Here is a 16,833-nt window from a genome sequence, read left to right on the forward strand (position 1 = left end):
ACACATTTATAAAAATCTATGCTTTGCGATCTTTCCCAACCATACAGTAAAACACATCGCACTCACACACCCAATGATCATTATTTGCAATAGAATTACAACTTATTTTTCTGCTTCACTATAGCGAATCTCAAAACTATTCCAAAACCATTTTTTCACCTCAGGCCCCATACCAATGATATAATAGGTCTGAAATAAATAAGCCATAGGACCATGATAAAGAACATAACGCTGCAAATTGCGATATTGTTCAACGCGTTTATCTTGATCTTTCTCAGATAAAGCATCCATTATCATTTTATTGACTTTTACATCATAATAGCCAGCCCGCCAAGCTAAATACATGCTGTGCTTTTGAGTAAATGTTGGATCAGGATTAAAAACATGACGTATTGAAGACAAATGTCCATCGGGAACTGTTGTATGCCACCCCATTATAGCAATATCATAATTTCCCCCACGAACCCGGCTTAATAATTGAGTTTGTGTCATTTTTTCAATTGTAAGATCAATCCCAATTTTGTGTGCATTTTCCTGAATAGACTGTGCAACAGATGACATATAGGAAAGGCTACCAATTAAAAGATTAGCTTTAAATCCATTTGGATAACCGGCTTCACTTATTAACTGTTTTGCCTTTCTTAAATCCAGCTCAAATGGCATTCCCTCTTTTTCATCCAAAGCACCTGGCATACCTAATGGCATATAGCTTGCACGAGGAATTGCAATACCTTTCAAAACTGTTTTCCCAAGATTGTCATAATCAACAAGATAACGCAGCGCCAACCTCACCTTTTCATGAGCCAAAGTTTCTCTCTTATTATTCAACGATAGATAAACAGATTGTGGACGCAAAATACGATTAATCTTGACATCCCCCCCTTGCTTTTCAATGTCTAAAACATCTTCCGCAGAAAGATCACGTGCTATATCTACATCACCCTTTTCCAAAAGTAATCTTTGGCTTGTTGATTCAGCCACATGAAGCACCAAGATTTGTTTAATTTTTGGCGCCTCTCCCCAATAATATTGGGTGGCTTGTAAAACAACCCGCTCTCCAGGAAACCAACGTACCAATTTATAAGGACCAACACAAGCTGAACGAGTAGCTAAATACTTATTCCCCATATCACCATTAACACTATTTATTTCAAGTGTTTTCCGGTCAAGCAAAGCAGAAGTATAAGTTTGCCCAATTGTAGTCAATATAAGGTGAACAGGATAAGGCTTATCAAAGTCTAACTGTAAAGTTGTATCATCAAGAGCTTGAATACTCGTTTCAATATTTTCTTTGGTAAATCCAAAATCTCCCAAAGATTGAGAAAAACCCAGATTTAATTTAATGATTCGCTGCATTGACCAAGCAAGATCTTTCGCAGTTGCCGCCCTTCCATCATTAAACTTTAAATCATCACGAAGATGGAAAACAATTCTCTTCCCATCATCTAAAACATCCCAAGATCGAGCCATAGCAGGACGAATTTTCGTAGAATCATGCTTATCAAACTGCACCAAAGAACTACAAATATTGCTCAATAATTCACTTGTTACAATTTCAACAGATTGAGCAGGATCAAAATTACTGATTGAATCAATATTCCATGCCATCACTAATGTATTTTTAGGTGGTGCACTTAATGCTATTGGCATTAAACTGCTAAAAAAAACGATTAATCCTAATAAAGCACCAAAACTCTTAAACATTATCTTTTAATTCCCCTTACTCCCTTTTTCGATGTTTTACTGTTTTTAAATAAAGTGATTACGATTTCTTTATTTACTTTTTTTCATGGTATATCGCACTTACTTTATTATCTAACTTAAACTTAAAAACACCCTCACATCTCTTCCCATAACTAAAATTATAAATTACACCTAATATAGGAACAAGTGTACCGGGTAATATTACTTACCACGTGTTATCAATGTTGATCAAATACACATAAATTGAACTTTTATGAATGAGCTACCCTTACGGCTTAGTATCGTAAATTAAGCCATTTTATGCAAGGGGCTATTGCTCATTACTAATATAACTATTCACCCTTTGTATTTTTATTACCTAAAATACGCTTATTTCTCAATTGAACTATAAAAAACACGCGGCATACTATTCCAAACCCATTTTTTTATAACAGGTGAAACAGCTACAGTATTATATTTTTGAAATAAAAAAGCATAAGGCCCTTTTTGCATAAGTTGACGCTGCAACTCAGCATATCGTTGCGCTCTTTTTTCTAAATCCTTTTCAAATAGAGCATCTTCAACTTGCTGATTCATATTCGCATCAAAATATCCTTGCTGCCAACTAGGGTAAGCTGTATTTTTAGCTTCAAAACGATTATCGGGGTTATAAACAATGCGCAAAGCCATCGTATGAGGGTCAGCGGACTCATTAATCCATCCTAAAAAAGCTGTATCAAAAGCACGTGCAGAAACTTTTGAAAACAATTGTGCTCCCGCTACACGTTCAATTTTAAGGCGCACACCCACCTTTGCTGCATTATCTTGGATAGACTGAACAATCGGTAAAGTATAAGGAGTCCCTCCCACAATGACATGTGCTTCAAACCCATCTGGATATCCCGGCATCGATTAAAAGCTGCTTAGCTTTTTGGATATCAAGTTTGAAAGGTAACCCCTCTTTTTCATCCAAAGCACCAAAAACACCGATAGGTATAAAACTAGCACGTGGAATACCAATACCTTTCAAAACTGTTTTACCAAGATTGTCATAATCAATAAGATAACGCATAGCCAAACGCACTTTTTCATTAGCAAAAATAGGGTTTGTCATATTAAAACCCCAATACATCATTGCCGGCTGTAATATTCTTTCAATCCTGACATCTGTTGTTTTTTCAAGATCTTCCAAAGCTTCAGGCGTTAAGTCACGCGCTACATCAATATCGTTTTTTTGTAACAATAAGCGTTGTGTACCCGATTCAGAAACATGACGAATGAGAACTTGTTTAAGTTTAGGTGCCTTCCCCCAATAATTGGAATGAGAACGTAGTAAAATAGCTTCTCCAGGGCGCCAACTGACTAACTGATAAGGCCCAACACAAGCAGCATGAGTCGCTAAATAGCGGTTTCCCATATCATTATCTTTTTCGTGTTTCATAATCGTTTCACGATCGAGCAATACAGTAACACGATTAGCAGCAATATTATTAAGAATAAGTTCAGCTGGATAAGGCTTATCAAATTTCATTACCACAGTTTTCTCATCCGGCGCGTAAATAGCGGAATCAACTGTTTGCGCTGTAATACCATATTCATTAAGTGTTGCTGCATTAGCCATATTCAACTGAATAACACGTTTCATACTCCAAACAAGATCACTAGCACTGGCAAGCCGACCATCAGCAAACTTTAAATTATCACGCAAACGAAAAGTAATCACTGTATTATGATCACTTGTAATATCCCAACTCTTTGCTAAATGCGGAATCATTTTGGTTGCATCATTTGGATCAGTATCAACCAAACTATCACAAACGTTGTGAATAATTTCACTACTGTAAGAATCATTGATTTGAGCTGGATCAAATGTACTGATCGCATCAAGATTCCAAGCCATCACAAGTGTATCTGCAGGTGTTTTTGCTGACACTTGTTGCGATAACATGCCTACAGTCATAAGAACAGAAACAAAAGAACAGCTCCCCTTTAATATCTTCTTTTTCATATTCATAGATCTTCCCTTTAAACTCTTACTTTTATAAATCAGCTATTCTAGCTAAAATGGTAAGTTTATATCAGTAAAAACTGAATAAACATAACGCAAACATTCTTTTAGACGGTTATCCCCCTCTTTATTCACTGAGTTTATTACCCAACTGCATCTGAAAGACAGATAGTTATATTAACTTTAAACTCATTTTTTATAATAGACATAACAGTTGCAACATTATTATTTAAAAATGAAACTATAAAAATCTGAGCTATAAATAAACTCACGTTTAAAAATAAATATTCTGTTTTTTCTATTCCTGTAAATTTTTCTCAAACATTTAACATGGTGGATTTATATTTGTACCAAAACACTCTTTTCTAACAGCTAATATAAGCCATAATTTCAACTTAAACTGGTTATCATAGGTTATCGACAATGTATGAAATTATTATATAAAATTTGCAAAGCAACTTCTCCCACATCACAAACCTTTATAAAAACAGGAGCACAAACTTCTGAAAATAACCACATCCCTTATACATTTAATTTTAAGGTGCACATCTACTTTGCTGTATTATCTTGAGTAAATTGAGCAATTGGTAAAATATAAAAATATTCCCGTACATTATTTGAAGCCTACCTAAATAATTTGCTTCACATTTTTGCTAGCAATAAACGCTGATACTCAATCTAAAATAGAGAAGATGAAACCTGTCTAAACTTAAGCATTTTCCCAATTAACAAATATACAATAAAGCCGCAATTTAAAGTGCCAATATATCAATAATTAATCCCAATATAACTTATGTTAGTTTTTTAATTGGCTTCTAGATAGCTTATTTGGTCTTTCATGACCTTTGACAATAAAGAATAAATAGGTTAGCTAAAATAAATCTTGGCAGATTTACCGACAAAAACACCCTTCAAGATGATCATTAACTATCCCTACTGCTTGCATAAAAGCATAACAAGTAGTGGGACCAACAAATGTCCAACCACGTTTTTTTAAATCCGTAGAAAGACGAATAGAAGCGGCTGTTACGGGATTGTTCTGCCATATTTGAAAATCTATTTTTTCGGGACGCTCAGATTGTGGTGGTTGAAAAGACCAAAAATAGTGAGATAAACTACCCTGCTCTGCTATAATTTCTTGTGCCCTAAAAGCATTATTAACCACCGATCGGATTTTTCCATGATGACGAACAATGCCTTGATTTTGCATCAATATTTTGATTTTTACTTCATCATAATAAACGATCTTTTCAAAATCAAAGTTATCAAAAGCACTGCGAAAGTGAGAAATTTTTTTTAAAATTGTTAACCAAGAAAGCCCTGCTTGAAAACCTTCAAGACAGATTTTCTCAAATAAACGAGCATCATCAAAAATAGGCTTTCCCCATTCATGATCATGATAAGCGCAATAAAGTGGGTCAGTTCCTGCCCAAAAACAACGAACTTTTCCATCTACCCCCATCAAAAGTCCTTCATTAAGTACAGAAGCTATCGAGTCATAAGAGTGTTCCTTGATCATCTTTTTGCTGTTTTATCTGTCTGTTTTTTGAAACACGATTGAGTGTTGAAACGCTAATTTCACCATCAAAAAAACGTAAATTCATCTGACCTATTTTAGGCAACTGCGTTAATCTCTTAACCGGCTTATTATTTTGCCCCAATGCCAAAACAAAACCCCGCTCTAAAATATTCTGATAAGAAGTGCTTTTTAAAAGCCTAAATGCCATCTCTGCTTGAGCACGTTGTTTTTCAACATTGCGTAAAAAAGCACGACGAAGATGTATCGTATACCCTTTTACATTGTATCGCGCTTTTTCGCTATTTAGTAAACGCGGAGAAAACCGAACACTAAGAGCACTAAAATAAAAAAGTTTTTTTTCGTAGCTTATACAAAGAGCTCGTTGCAATCGGCTTGAAATTTCATCAAAACCACGACGCGGCAAAGCAAGTAATTGGTCGGCAGTAAGCAACCCCCGTGAAATAGCACGTAATTTTTGTAGATGAAAATTAAAATAACGTGTCAACCCCGTACAAAGACGTGCACTAAGTGATGCCAATTGCACTTCAAGGTCAAGTTTAACAGGAACAGCTTTTTCTGCTGCTCCTGTAGGGGTTGGTGCCCGCCAATCAGCAACATAGTCAATCAAAGTCCAGTCTGTCTCGTGCCCAACTGCAGAAATAACAGGAATAATTGATGCATAAACAGCACGAACCACCGCTTCATCATTAAACTCCCATAAATCTTCTAAACTCCCTCCCCCGCGTGCTACAATAATAAGATCAGGCTTAACTAAAACACCACCTAAAGGTAGAGCATTAAACCCCTCAATAGCAGAAGCTACCTCCCGACCACTCGTTTCTCCTTGAACTCTTACAGGCCAAACCAAAATATGCAAAGGAAAACGATCTGATATACGATGAATGATATCATGAATAACAGCTCCTGTCGGTGATGTCACAACCCCTATAACTTGGGGCATATAAGGCAACGGCTTCTTTTTTGATTCATCAAACAAGCCCTCATCTGCAAGCTTTTTCTTACGATTTTCTAAAAGTGTCATTAAAGCACCAACCCCTGTTAGCTCAAGAGCATCAATGACTATTTGATATTTTGATGAACCTGGATAAGTAGTAAGTTTGCCTACAGCGATCACTTCCATCCCTTCTTCAGGAGGAAATTTAAGCTTTTCCATTGAGCCTCGCCAAATAACAGCCTCCAACCGAGCTTTATCATCCTTTAAGGCAAAATAAGCATGACCTGAAGCATGAACACCACGATAGCCAGATATTTCCCCTCGCACCCGTACATAACCAAACTTATCTTCAACAGTGCGTTTTAAAGCATTTGCTATTTCGGAAACACTAAATTCTGCTATATTCGTTGCCACCGGCTGTGGACTAAATAAATCCATCGTATTTTTCAACTCGCTTAACCTTAAAAACACTCATCCCAAACTGTAACACAAATACATCTTTATGAAGATGAATAATATCTTTATAAATAGAATCTCTTGAAATTATATTGTATGTACAACATATTAACGTTTCCGCAATATATTATATTGATAAATGCTTCTTTATCCAAGAGGTGAAAATATTGGTAAGTATTGTCAATAAAATATGAGTGTATTTCAAAAAAATAGAACAAATATTACACGAATATTTAAAGGTGTAAAATTTGAAAGCAAAACCTAAAAAACGACGAGTAAACAAATAACGATAAAATCCGTTTTTCTTCCCCATTATGTGTATATCAACTACGCGCATAGTTTAGTATATTTGAAGTCATATAAAAATGAAAAATAAAAAAAATACACACAATTCTTGTCATTCATTTCTTGGTGACACACCAGGGCGTGTTACTATAAAATTACTTACCCTTTCATTTTTTACTGGAATTGCAATAAATATCCTAGGATGGACACCGATTGATCTTATTTGGGAAATAATAGATTTCCTTCAATCTCTATGGGAAACAGGATTTATGACTTTTGTAAACCTCTTCCATGTGACCTTTGCTGGTGCTTTAATTGTTATGCCTGTTTTTCTTTTTTTACGTATTTTCCGTAGAAAATAAAGCTTTTAAAAACGCTCTCTTTTAAAACCAAATTTCCATAAAAGTTCTGTAACGGTAGAAAAAGAAAATCTCAGAGATTTTTTTGAAAAAAGCACATGACTAAGACGTTTTAATTACACAATTGATAATTTGAGCTTCATAAAGACTTCCTTTTTCCAAAAAAACTTACACAATCTTATAAAGCTTATAAAGAAATGTTCCACAGCTTTTATCGGCAAAGAACTAAAATTACTTTGTTGAAGTGAATTAAATTGACCTTTTTCTCAAAAAAATAATTCCTCTTAATGCCTAAACATTTAATTATCTTCATATGTCATATGAGCAAGACGATGCACAACAGAATCAATTGATTGTGCACGAGGAACATACCGCTTCATGACAATTTCTTGTGAACTGTTCTTTTCATGAAGAAGTTTTTGAACAAGCTTTTCTATCTGTTCCAAGCGTTCAAACAATTTTTTTTGCGCTTGATCACGTGCAGAATGCTCAGCTAAAATTGCTCGGCTAATTGTATCTAAATAAGACTTAATACTATTATCTACAAAGCTTTGCATAATTAAATGATTGGGCATTTTTTTTATTTGCATTTGTGTGTAAACATAGCGCAACTTAGTAGCAATATCAGATATAGTTATCTCAGCATGTTTTTTCGTTTTCTGTTTTTGTTCAACAACAAAAGTAGAAAATTGATTATGTGCAACCGGATTTATAACATGACGTTTCATATTCACAGATGCATCCCTTTTTATCTTTTTCAAGCAATCATATTCATAACAGAGAGTGTGGCTCATTTTAGTAAATAGAGCTTTAAAACGATAAAATAAATTGAAAATAATGATATAAAAACAAAATTAACGGAAATGCTATTAATTCTCACCTTATTTAATATCTAACACAACACTTAATTGACCTGTTGTTATCATTGACCAAAGACTCATATCTTTATAGCAATGTTTTTTTAAACTCAAAATCCTAAATGATTTGGCTTCTTGTGGTTATTATTATAAAATAGTGACTGTATAAATTAAAGAGGATCATTATGAAAATAATTGTCGCTGTCAAACGTGTTGTTGATCATAACATCAAAATACGTGTTAAACCCGATGGCACAGGCGTTGATCTATCCCATGTAAAAATGTCTATGAACCCTTTTGATGAAATCGCTGTAGAAGAAGCTATTCGGCAAAGAGAAGCCGGTAAAATTTCAGAAGTTGTTCTTGTTTCAATTGGGCCAGAAGAAGCACAAGAAACTTTACGAGCAGGACTTGCAATAGGTGCTGATCGTGCTATCCTTGTTAAAACTGAAGAAGTACTTGAGCCTTTAGCAATCGCCAAAATTCTTAAAACAATTATTCTTGAAGAAAAACCAAATATGGTTTTTTTAGGCAAACAAGCAATTGATGATGAAAGTAATCAAACTGGTCAAATGCTAGCAGCTCTACTTGGTTGGGGGCAAGCAACATTTGCTTCACACCTCAACATAGAAGATCACCAAGCTATTATTACTCGTGAAGTAGATGGTGGCACGCAAACCATTTGCTTACCTCTTCCTGTTGTTATGACTACTGATCTGCGATTAAATGAACCGCGTTATACTTCTCTTCCTAATATTATAAAAGCTAAAAAGAAACCTATTGAACAAAAGGCGCTTGCTGATTTATGCGTAGATACGCGAGCACGTTTAACAGTACTTAACATTGAAGAGCCTCAATCCCGTCAAGCAGGAATTAAAGTAGCAAATGTAGCAGAGCTTGTTAGTACGCTCAAAAAAACAAGTTGTATTTAAAATACAATAATAGATATAAAAAAGTAATAATGCATAAAAAGGCAGTAACTTATGTCAATTCTTTTATTGGCCGAACATAATAACCATTCCTTGTCAGAAGAAACTGCAAAAGCACTCACTGCCGCTCACTTAATTGGTGGTGATGTTGATATTTTGGTCTGTGGAATAAAGGCTCAAGCGATTGCAGAAAATAGTGCCCAATTGGTCGGTGTTCGACAAGTACTTGTTGCTGAAGCTGACTATCTAGAGCATCAACTAGCCGAACCTGTAACAGCAACCATTATCGAACTCGCCAATAACTATGATGTAATCATGGCAGCCTCTACAAGTATTGGCAAAAGTGTAATGCCACGCGTGGCTGCTTCTCTTGACCTTATGCAAATTTCAGACATCATTGCCGTCGTCGCACCTGATATTTTCAAACGACCAATCTACGCAGGTAATGCTATTGAAACTGTGCGTGCTAATGACCACCAAAAGATTATAACAGTGCGCACGGCCTCTTTTGCTCCAACTCCTCAAGGAAATTCCGCTCCCATTAAAACAATAACACCAGCCCCTAACCCAAACCTTTCTTTTTTCATAAAAGAAGAAACCAACAAAAGTGACTGTCCTAACCTTACATCAGCACGAGTTATCGTAGCAGGTGGACGTGGATTTGGCTCGCAAGAGAAATTTATGGAACTACTTCTACCACTCGCAAACAAACTAGGGGCTGCGGTGGGTGCCAGTCGTGCAGCAGTTGATGCGGGATATGCTCCAAATGATTGGCAAATTGGACAAACAGGAAAAATCGTTGCACCTAAACTCTATATTGCCATAGGTATCTCTGGTGCCATTCAGCATCTAGCAGGGATAATGGATGCACAAATCATCGTAGCTATTAATAAAGACGAAGAAGCCCCCATCATGCATATTGCTGATTACGCTCTTGTCGGTGATCTTCACCACATCATTCCTGAATTAAAGAAAGCCTTACTATGAATATACCTACATATCACCAACGTGAAAGTATGGAATTTGATGTAGTAATTGTAGGAGCAGGACCTGCAGGCCTTTCTGCCGCAATTCGTCTAAAACAGAACAATCCTAAACTTTCCATTATAATCCTTGAAAAAAGCAATGAAATCGGTGCTCATATTCTATCAGGTGCAGTGGTTGACCCTGTCGGCATAAATACACTCTTACCAGAATGGCAAAATGAACCAAATCATCCCTTCAAAACGCCTGTCACTAGCGATCAATTTTTACTGCTAAAACAAAAGAACGCTAAAATATTGTCTAATGCCTTTCTGCCAAAAATCTTATCAAATGATGGTTGTTATATCGTTTCATTGGGTAGTGTTTGCCGCTGGTTAAGTAAAAAAGCCGAAGCACTTGGCGTGGAAATTTATCCCGGATTTTCCATATCCCGTGTTCTTTATGATGATAATGGAGCTGTTATTGGTGTACTCACAGGTGATATGGGTATTGAAAAAGAGGGAACACCTGGAAAAAATTATATTCCTGGCATGGCTTTACTAGCAAAATATACCCTCATTGCAGAAGGAGCGCGTGGTTCAATTGCTAAACAACTCATACAAAAATTTGATCTTAGCAAGAACCGTGAACCACAAAAATTTGGCCTTGGTCTTAAAGAGCTCTGGAAAGTTGACTCTTCAAAGCATAAACCTGGTTTAGTTCAGCATTTCATCGGTTGGCCATTGGATAATAACACTGGTGGTGGAGGTTTTCTCTATCATCAAGAAGACAATTTAATTTCCGTTGGTCTTGTTGTGCACCTAGATTATAAAAATCCTTATCTTTCTCCTTTTGAAGAATTTCAACGCTTCAAAACACACCCCAAACTATACGAGCTCTTTAAAGGTGCAAAACGTCTTGCCTATGGTGCACGTGTTATCAGCGAAGGCGGCTGGCAATCTGTACCAAAACTCACCTTTCCCGGTGGTGCACTCATTGGATGTTCTGCTGGCTTTGTCAATGTACCCCGTATTAAGGGCTCACATAATGCCGTATTATCCGGTATATTAGCAGCTGACAAAATAGCTGACGCTCTTGTTCAAGGTCGTGCCCATGATGAAGTCAAAGAGATCGAAGATCATTGGCGCAAAGGTCCTATTGGAAAAGATCTTTATATATCACGTAATGCTAAGCCTCTCTGGGCAAAATATGGTACAAAATACGGAATTAAGCTTGCTGTATTTGATATATGGTGGCAAAAGATTTTTGGCTTTTCCTTATTTAGAACACTCCCTCATGGAAAGCCAGACTATGCGTATCTGGAACCAGCAGAAAAATTTGAACCTATCATTTATCCAAAGCCAGATGGCATTGTGACATTCGATTGTCCTTCCAGTGTAGCACTTTCCAACACACATCATACGGAAAATCAACCTTGCCATTTAAAAATAGCCTCTCTGGAAAAACATAAGAACTCTGAATATGCAATCTATGCAGGACCTTCTACACGCTATTGTCCTGCTTGTGTTTATGAATGGCTAGATCACAATGATCATAAAATTTATATAATTAACGCCTCAAACTGCATCCATTGCAAAACATGTGATATTAAAGACCCTAACCAAAATATCAATTGGACTTGTCCGCAAGGTAATGAAGGGCCTTTTTACGCAAATATGTAATTAACATTGCATTATTTCTCTGAAAAAATGGAAAATTTTAATAAATAATACAATTTTCATTCAGATAAAATTCCGATATTCCGGTTACATCGCCAAGGCACATTGTTCTTTCAAAAGATAAAATATATCTGAGATTATGCCCTAATACACGCTCAACCACATTACACTTCCCTTATCGAGTAAACTAATTAATATTTTATTATTTGAGGAGTTAATAAAAAAGGCCACGCGATGCGTAGCCTTTTTTCACGTAAAAACTCTACGGAATTAATTACGGAACAAAACTAAGATATTCTGACTACCTTGATTTGCAATAGAAAGAGCCTGAATAGCAAGCTGTTGCTGAACTTGCAAAGCAGACAACTTTGTAGATTCTGCATTCATGTCAGCATCAATCATTGAACCAATCCCTGCATCAACATTGTCTAGCAATCTTTTAACAAAGTCGAGCTGGATGTTCACTAAGTTAACTGCAGCACCAATCTTAGCACCCGCAGTAAGAGTATTCTCAACTGCATCACGCACTGTATTATGGAGACTACCCAGAAGGATACGTTGTGCCTCTGAAGATAATTCACTAACCCCAAACATTTCAGTAAAATCAGCTACGGAAATCTCATCGGTTACTTTTTTAAAAGCAGCTTTTGCTTCACTCCATGGCTTTTCACCAGCTGTTAGAGCTTGCTGAGCTTTTGTTAGTGCTTGCTGTTCCTCTTTACCTCCAGGATTAGCAGCCAGTGCAGCTTTTGCTTCTGCAACATCAGCTTCTAATTTCCTGTAAGTTTCTTCTGCTTTATCGAAATTTTTAACAGCTTCATCAAACTTCGTAGTCGTACCTGTTTTGAAAATGTTCTGCAAAACACTTTTTGACATATCAATGGTGCCATCTTCACCAAGGACCCCAAAATTCAACTCTGGACCACCGACTTCAATCATATCAACATAGACAGCTGTACCTTCACGACGATAACCCGCAGCTACACTAACAGTTTGACCACCATTGGAAAGCATGTTTTTGCCACCAAACGAAGCAGACTGAACCGCATTCGAAATATTTGTCATATTTGCTTTCATTGAATCTTGCAGTTTAGCAATGTCACTACTATCCTTTTCATGAGTAGTAACCATTGATTTTTGCATATCATCAAGTGCTTCTTTGGTTAAGTCAACAGCCGTAGCAGCAATGCTCACCTGTTCTTTACCCAAGTTAATGGCATCAACAATAGCACTCATTGAATTACTGTCGTGTTTCATCATCGATGAAATGGACCAGTAAGCTGTATTATCAGCGGCACTGCTAATACGCAAACCTGTTGAAATACGGTCTTTTGATTTATCTAAATTAGCATCGACGCTACGAAGTGTCTGCAATGCAGTCATTGCAGATCTATTGGTAAGTATACTTGAACCCATAATCTAGTCCCTATAACGAAAATAATTAAAAAGGGACATGCTGCTTTACAGCCAATGATAGAACGACATTACGTCTGCCAAATATGTGATATAGCTTATCACCCTTTGTAGGTTATCAAACAAAAAAAATATTGATCAAGTATCTTTTTTAAGATGTGGATGAAACTTCAATTTTTTGTTCTCAAACAGATTTATGGTTATTGATTTAGATCTTAATTTTGCATCTATATAGCATTATTCAAATAAGATATATATCTTACTGTTTAGCATAATTGCATTACTCAATTCACAAAAGAAAAAATAAACTCTCATAAATTAAAATAGACTACAAATTCAAAATTTTGTATTTTAGATTTTTTATGTAAGATTGATTTTGTACTTTGGATTAGTGTTTTAAAAGAGATGCAATATGCTGCACTGGTACTTAAAGCTTTTAGAAAGTATTAAGGTGATTGACGTGAATGTTTTTTCTCTTTATTGCTGCATTATCTATGCATCTATATAGAGAGGAAAGAGTGTGGTCCCTGTCACACGTGAAGCTATCCGTGAAGAACTGCGTAAAGTTAAAGGACCAGATTTTGAGAGCGATATTGTATCGCTAGGGTTGCTTTCAGAAATATTTATTAAAGGTAGTAAGGTTTTCTTTTCCATTACAGTTCCTCGTGAACGTGCGCAAGAATTAGAACCATTACGCCGCGCTGCTGAAAAAGTAGTGCATGCTATGGATGGGGTTGAAGAAGTTGTCGTCACACTAACGGAAGAAAAACAATCACCAACATTTTTTCAAACGCACAAAAGTGCAGTTTTCTCCACGCAAAAACGTAAAGCGAATACATTGCCTACGAAAATACCGATAGAAAATGTACAGCATATCGTTGCTGTTGCTTCTGGAAAGGGAGGAGTTGGTAAATCCACAATGGCGATAAATATTGCTTTAGCTTTACAGGAAGCTGGTTTTAAAACGGGTTTGATGGATGCGGATATTTATGGTCCGTCTCTGCCACGTTTGACAGGGCTCGTAAATCAAAAACCACAATTGGTTGAGGGCAAAAAAATTCAACCTCTTGAACAGTTTGGCCTTAAATTAATGTCAATAGGCTTTTTAGTCGAAGAAGAAAAACCAATTGTGTGGCGTGGTCCTATGGTGATGGCAGCTATAACGCAACTACTAAGAGATGTTTTATGGAGTCCTCTCGATGTTTTGGTGGTTGATATGCCACCGGGAACAGGGGATGCACAATTAACATTAGCTCAACAAGTACCGTTAACGGGTGCTCTGATTGTTTCTACTCCACAAGATCTTGCTTTAGTTGATGCACGCAAAGCTGTGGAAATGTTTACGAAAGTTAAAGTCCACATTCTGGGGCTTATTGAAAATATGAGCTATTTTATTGCGCCTGACACGGGAAAACGTTATGATATTTTTGGTCATGGTACTGTGCGTAGGGAAGCAGAAAGCCGGGGTATTCCCTTCTTGACAGAAGTGCCGCTTGACGCAACTTTTCGATCTTCTTCAGATAATGGAATGCCAATTTTTGTTGCTGAACCGGAGGGTAGTCATGCCAAACTTTACCGTGCAATTGTTCATCAGATAAAAGACAGATTCTCTTAATTTCATACTTTTTGAGTAAAATCTCTCCTAAAATAAAGTAATTAAAAATATCGTGGAGTGTTTTAATGGTAACTATGATGCGTGAACGCTTAATTGTGGGATTAGACGTTCCGGATATTAAACAAGCAGAAAAATTGATCATGCAATTGGGTGATTATGTCAGCTGGTATAAAATCGGTTATCAGTTATTTTTTTCTGGCGGAATGGAATTAGCCAAAGATCTTATTCAAGCACACAAAAAAGTGTTTTTTGATATGAAATTGTTAGATATTGATCATACCGTTGCTAGAGCTGTGGAAAATATTGCAAAATTAGGTGTTTCAATGCTGACAATTCATGCATATCCAACAGCAATGAAAGCAGCTGTTACAGTCGCTAAAGGAAGTGATTTATGCTTGCTGGGAGTGACAGTTTTAACGTCAATGGATGAGGTCGATTTAAAAAATGCTGGCTATAAAGACAATCCTCAAAAATTAGTTCTTAAAAGAGCTGAGCAAGCACGAGAAGCAGGGATGGGTGGCATTGTTGCCTCTGCGCTTGAAGCAGAAGCTTTGCGCAGAGTGATTGGAACTGATATGGCATTAGTAACACCAGGGATTCGTCCTACAGGAAGTGATAGGAATGATCAAAAACGGGTTATGACACCAAGAAAAGCATTAGACACTGGCGCAAGTCATCTTGTTGTGGCGCGGCCTATTATTCAAGCTGTTGACCCTTTGATTGTGACAAAGAAAATTTTGGCAGAAATGTCTGGTGATTGTTCATGAGGTTATTGCTAAAGTTTTATAGAGAAAGCATTGGATATGTAAAAGAGTATGAGTAAAAATGTATATTTTATAGGCTCTCATGCTTTTTGTGCACCAGTTATAGAACCAGCGCTTTATTTGGTAGCAACACCTATCGGAAATCTTGCAGATATAACTATTCGTGCCTTGCAAGTGCTTGCAGAGGTCGATATTTTAGCTTGTGAAGATACCCGGGTAACACGTGTTCTGTTAGAACACTATGGTATTCAGAAAAAAACCTTTCTTTATCATGAGCATAATGCACAAAAAGCAGGCGTGAAATTATTAGCGGCTTTGGCAGAAAATAAAACAGTGGCTCTTGTATCAGACGCTGGAACACCACTTATTTCAGATCCAGGATTTAAATTAGTCAAAGAGGCGCGTAAAGCTGGCTACAAAATCATTCCAATTCCCGGTGCATCAGCTCTTTTAGCTTCTATTGTAACAACAGGGTTTCCTACAGATAGTTTTTTCTTTGCAGGTTTTTTGAGCGCGAAGAAAACGCAGCGCCAAAAGCGATTGGAACAATTAAAATCGATACCTACGACCTTAGTGTTTTATGAATCGCCTCATCGTCTTGTAGAAACTTTGCAAGACATGATTACCATTTTCACAGCTAACCGGTCAGCTGCAATATGTCGTGAATTAACAAAAAAATTTGAAACAATAGATGTCTCCAATTTAGGAGATTTGGTTGAAAAATATGGAAAACAAACTCGTGTCCGTGGGGAAATTGTTATACTCGTTGGAGAAGCAACAATATCTTTAGAAAAAATGAGTACTCAAGAAATCGATGCGATGTTACTAGAATTGCTCAGTATATATCCTACAGCAAAAGCAGCTGCTTTAGTTGCAAAGAAAACAGGCTTAAAAAAACAAGAACTTTTTCAACGATCAACCCTTTTAAAGGAGAGATAAGATTTATGCAAAAAAAGCATAAGCAAAAATCTTTCTATAAAGGTATTCGAGCAGAAAAGTTAGCGGCTTGGTGGTTGCGTTTGAAAGGATTTCATATTGCTGAAATGCGCTTTAAAACAAAATGCGGGGAAATTGATTTAATTGCACGGCGTGGGAATCTTATTTTAATTGTTGAGGTGAAAGCACGTTCAACATTGGCTGAAGCAATGACTGCAGTTTGTCAGACAAATGAAAAACGCATCGTATCAGCAGCTAATATTTGGTTAGCGCAACAAAAAGATTACTCTTTTTTATGTGTGCGTTTTGACCTGATTGCAATTTTACCGTGGCGTTGTCCACATCATATTCCAGCGTTTATAGAGTCTCATAGATGAATTCTCTATATCGTTTTAATTATATCAGCCAGAAA

At 36.5% G+C, this 16,833-nt stretch carries 13 protein-coding genes and 1 pseudogene; 8 read left to right on the plus strand and 6 right to left on the minus strand.

All coding sequences use genetic code 11. From position 1 onward, the window contains the following. Positions 1 to 102: 102 nt before the first annotated feature. From BBBE_RS05050 to xseA, 4 genes and pseudogenes are all read right to left on the minus strand, one after another. A complete protein-coding gene (locus BBBE_RS05050) occupies positions 103 to 1,704 on the minus strand; it encodes an ABC transporter substrate-binding protein (RefSeq protein WP_010701476.1) in 1,602 nt (533 codons plus the stop codon). A gap of 369 nt (positions 1,705 to 2,073) precedes the next feature. After that, a pseudogene (locus BBBE_RS05055) lies at positions 2,074 to 3,697 on the minus strand (ABC transporter substrate-binding protein). An 886-nt stretch (positions 3,698 to 4,583) separates the two neighbouring features. Then, positions 4,584 to 5,210: a DNA-3-methyladenine glycosylase I gene (locus tag BBBE_RS05060; RefSeq protein ID WP_010701478.1), complete on the minus strand. Its 627-nt coding sequence runs from the start codon at positions 5,208 to 5,210 to the stop codon at positions 4,584 to 4,586. Beyond that, positions 5,188 to 6,603, minus strand: a complete 1,416-nt coding sequence (xseA, locus tag BBBE_RS05065) for an exodeoxyribonuclease VII large subunit (RefSeq protein ID WP_010701479.1) — start codon at positions 6,601 to 6,603, stop codon at positions 5,188 to 5,190. Before xseA ends, BBBE_RS05060 begins: the two co-directional genes overlap by 23 nt. Before the next feature lie 383 nt (positions 6,604 to 6,986). On the opposite strand from xseA, the gene BBBE_RS05070 reads away from it, so the two are divergent. Beyond that, positions 6,987 to 7,268, plus strand: coding sequence for a DUF6460 domain-containing protein (locus BBBE_RS05070; protein WP_010701480.1), 282 nt, complete (start codon positions 6,987 to 6,989; stop codon positions 7,266 to 7,268). Positions 7,269 to 7,564: 296 nt separating this feature from the next. Here BBBE_RS05070 and BBBE_RS05075 read toward each other — a convergent pair whose 3' ends face one another. Beyond that, positions 7,565 to 7,993 (minus strand): hypothetical protein, encoded by a 429-nt coding sequence (locus tag BBBE_RS05075; protein WP_051093577.1) that lies wholly within the window; start codon positions 7,991 to 7,993, stop codon positions 7,565 to 7,567. A 314-nt stretch (positions 7,994 to 8,307) separates the two neighbouring features. Here BBBE_RS05075 and BBBE_RS05080 point away from each other — a divergent pair, with 314 nt between their 5' ends. From BBBE_RS05080 to BBBE_RS05090, 3 genes are read left to right on the plus strand one after another with little or no spacing between them, the layout of a single operon-like run. After that, positions 8,308 to 9,054, plus strand: a complete 747-nt coding sequence (locus BBBE_RS05080) for an electron transfer flavoprotein subunit beta/FixA family protein (RefSeq protein WP_010701481.1) — start codon at positions 8,308 to 8,310, stop codon at positions 9,052 to 9,054. A 51-nt stretch (positions 9,055 to 9,105) separates the two neighbouring features. Continuing rightward, positions 9,106 to 10,038, plus strand: a complete 933-nt coding sequence (locus tag BBBE_RS05085; protein ID WP_010701482.1) for an electron transfer flavoprotein subunit alpha/FixB family protein — start codon at positions 9,106 to 9,108, stop codon at positions 10,036 to 10,038. Further along, positions 10,035 to 11,696 carry an electron transfer flavoprotein-ubiquinone oxidoreductase gene (locus BBBE_RS05090; RefSeq protein ID WP_010701483.1) on the plus strand — a complete coding sequence of 554 codons (1,662 nt, stop codon included), beginning with the start codon at positions 10,035 to 10,037 and terminating at the stop codon, positions 11,694 to 11,696. The genes BBBE_RS05085 and BBBE_RS05090 overlap by 4 nt, the downstream gene beginning before the upstream one ends. Positions 11,697 to 11,963: 267 nt before the next feature. On the opposite strand, the gene BBBE_RS05095 is transcribed toward BBBE_RS05090, so the two are convergent. Further along, on the minus strand, positions 11,964 to 13,109 hold the full coding sequence (locus BBBE_RS05095) for a flagellin N-terminal helical domain-containing protein (RefSeq protein WP_010701484.1): 1,146 nt from the start codon (positions 13,107 to 13,109) through the stop codon (positions 11,964 to 11,966). 517 nt (positions 13,110 to 13,626) lie between these two features. On the opposite strand from BBBE_RS05095, the gene BBBE_RS05100 reads away from it, so the two are divergent. From BBBE_RS05100 to BBBE_RS05115, 4 genes are all read left to right on the plus strand, one after another. Continuing rightward, the gene (locus BBBE_RS05100) at positions 13,627 to 14,721 is read left to right on the plus strand and encodes an Mrp/NBP35 family ATP-binding protein (RefSeq protein WP_010701485.1); all 1,095 of its coding nucleotides are present in this window, start codon (positions 13,627 to 13,629) and stop codon (positions 14,719 to 14,721) included. A gap of 65 nt (positions 14,722 to 14,786) precedes the next feature. Continuing rightward, entirely contained in the window at positions 14,787 to 15,488 is a 702-nt protein-coding gene (pyrF, locus tag BBBE_RS05105; protein ID WP_010701486.1) for an orotidine-5'-phosphate decarboxylase, read from the plus strand. A gap of 48 nt (positions 15,489 to 15,536) precedes the next feature. Beyond that, positions 15,537 to 16,424 carry a 16S rRNA (cytidine(1402)-2'-O)-methyltransferase gene (rsmI, locus tag BBBE_RS05110; protein ID WP_010701487.1) on the plus strand — a complete coding sequence of 296 codons (888 nt, stop codon included), beginning with the start codon at positions 15,537 to 15,539 and terminating at the stop codon, positions 16,422 to 16,424. 5 nt (positions 16,425 to 16,429) lie between these two features. Next, the gene (locus tag BBBE_RS05115) at positions 16,430 to 16,798 is read left to right on the plus strand and encodes a YraN family protein (RefSeq protein ID WP_010701488.1); all 369 of its coding nucleotides are present in this window, start codon (positions 16,430 to 16,432) and stop codon (positions 16,796 to 16,798) included. Positions 16,799 to 16,833 lie beyond the last annotated feature (35 nt).

Source organism: Bartonella bovis 91-4, from assembly GCF_000384965.1.
GTDB classification, from domain to species: Bacteria; Pseudomonadota; Alphaproteobacteria; order Rhizobiales; family Rhizobiaceae; genus Bartonella; species Bartonella bovis.

Coding starts and splice junctions, on each gene's coding strand:
- BBBE_RS05050 (WP_010701476.1), bottom strand. CDS start 1,704: ATGTTTAAGAGTTTTGGTGCTTTATTAGGATTAATCGTTTTTTTTAGC.
- BBBE_RS05060 (WP_010701478.1), bottom strand. CDS start 5,210: ATGATCAAGGAACACTCTTATGACTCGATAGCTTCTGTACTTAATGAA.
- xseA (WP_010701479.1), bottom strand. CDS start 6,603: ATGGATTTATTTAGTCCACAGCCGGTGGCAACGAATATAGCAGAATTT.
- BBBE_RS05070 (WP_010701480.1), top strand. CDS start 6,987: ATGAAAAATAAAAAAAATACACACAATTCTTGTCATTCATTTCTTGGT.
- BBBE_RS05075 (WP_051093577.1), bottom strand. CDS start 7,993: ATGAAACGTCATGTTATAAATCCGGTTGCACATAATCAATTTTCTACT.
- BBBE_RS05080 (WP_010701481.1), top strand. CDS start 8,308: ATGAAAATAATTGTCGCTGTCAAACGTGTTGTTGATCATAACATCAAA.
- BBBE_RS05085 (WP_010701482.1), top strand. CDS start 9,106: ATGTCAATTCTTTTATTGGCCGAACATAATAACCATTCCTTGTCAGAA.
- BBBE_RS05090 (WP_010701483.1), top strand. CDS start 10,035: ATGAATATACCTACATATCACCAACGTGAAAGTATGGAATTTGATGTA.
- BBBE_RS05095 (WP_010701484.1), bottom strand. CDS start 13,109: ATGGGTTCAAGTATACTTACCAATAGATCTGCAATGACTGCATTGCAG.
- pyrF (WP_010701486.1), top strand. CDS start 14,787: ATGGTAACTATGATGCGTGAACGCTTAATTGTGGGATTAGACGTTCCG.
- rsmI (WP_010701487.1), top strand. CDS start 15,537: ATGAGTAAAAATGTATATTTTATAGGCTCTCATGCTTTTTGTGCACCA.
- BBBE_RS05115 (WP_010701488.1), top strand. CDS start 16,430: ATGCAAAAAAAGCATAAGCAAAAATCTTTCTATAAAGGTATTCGAGCA.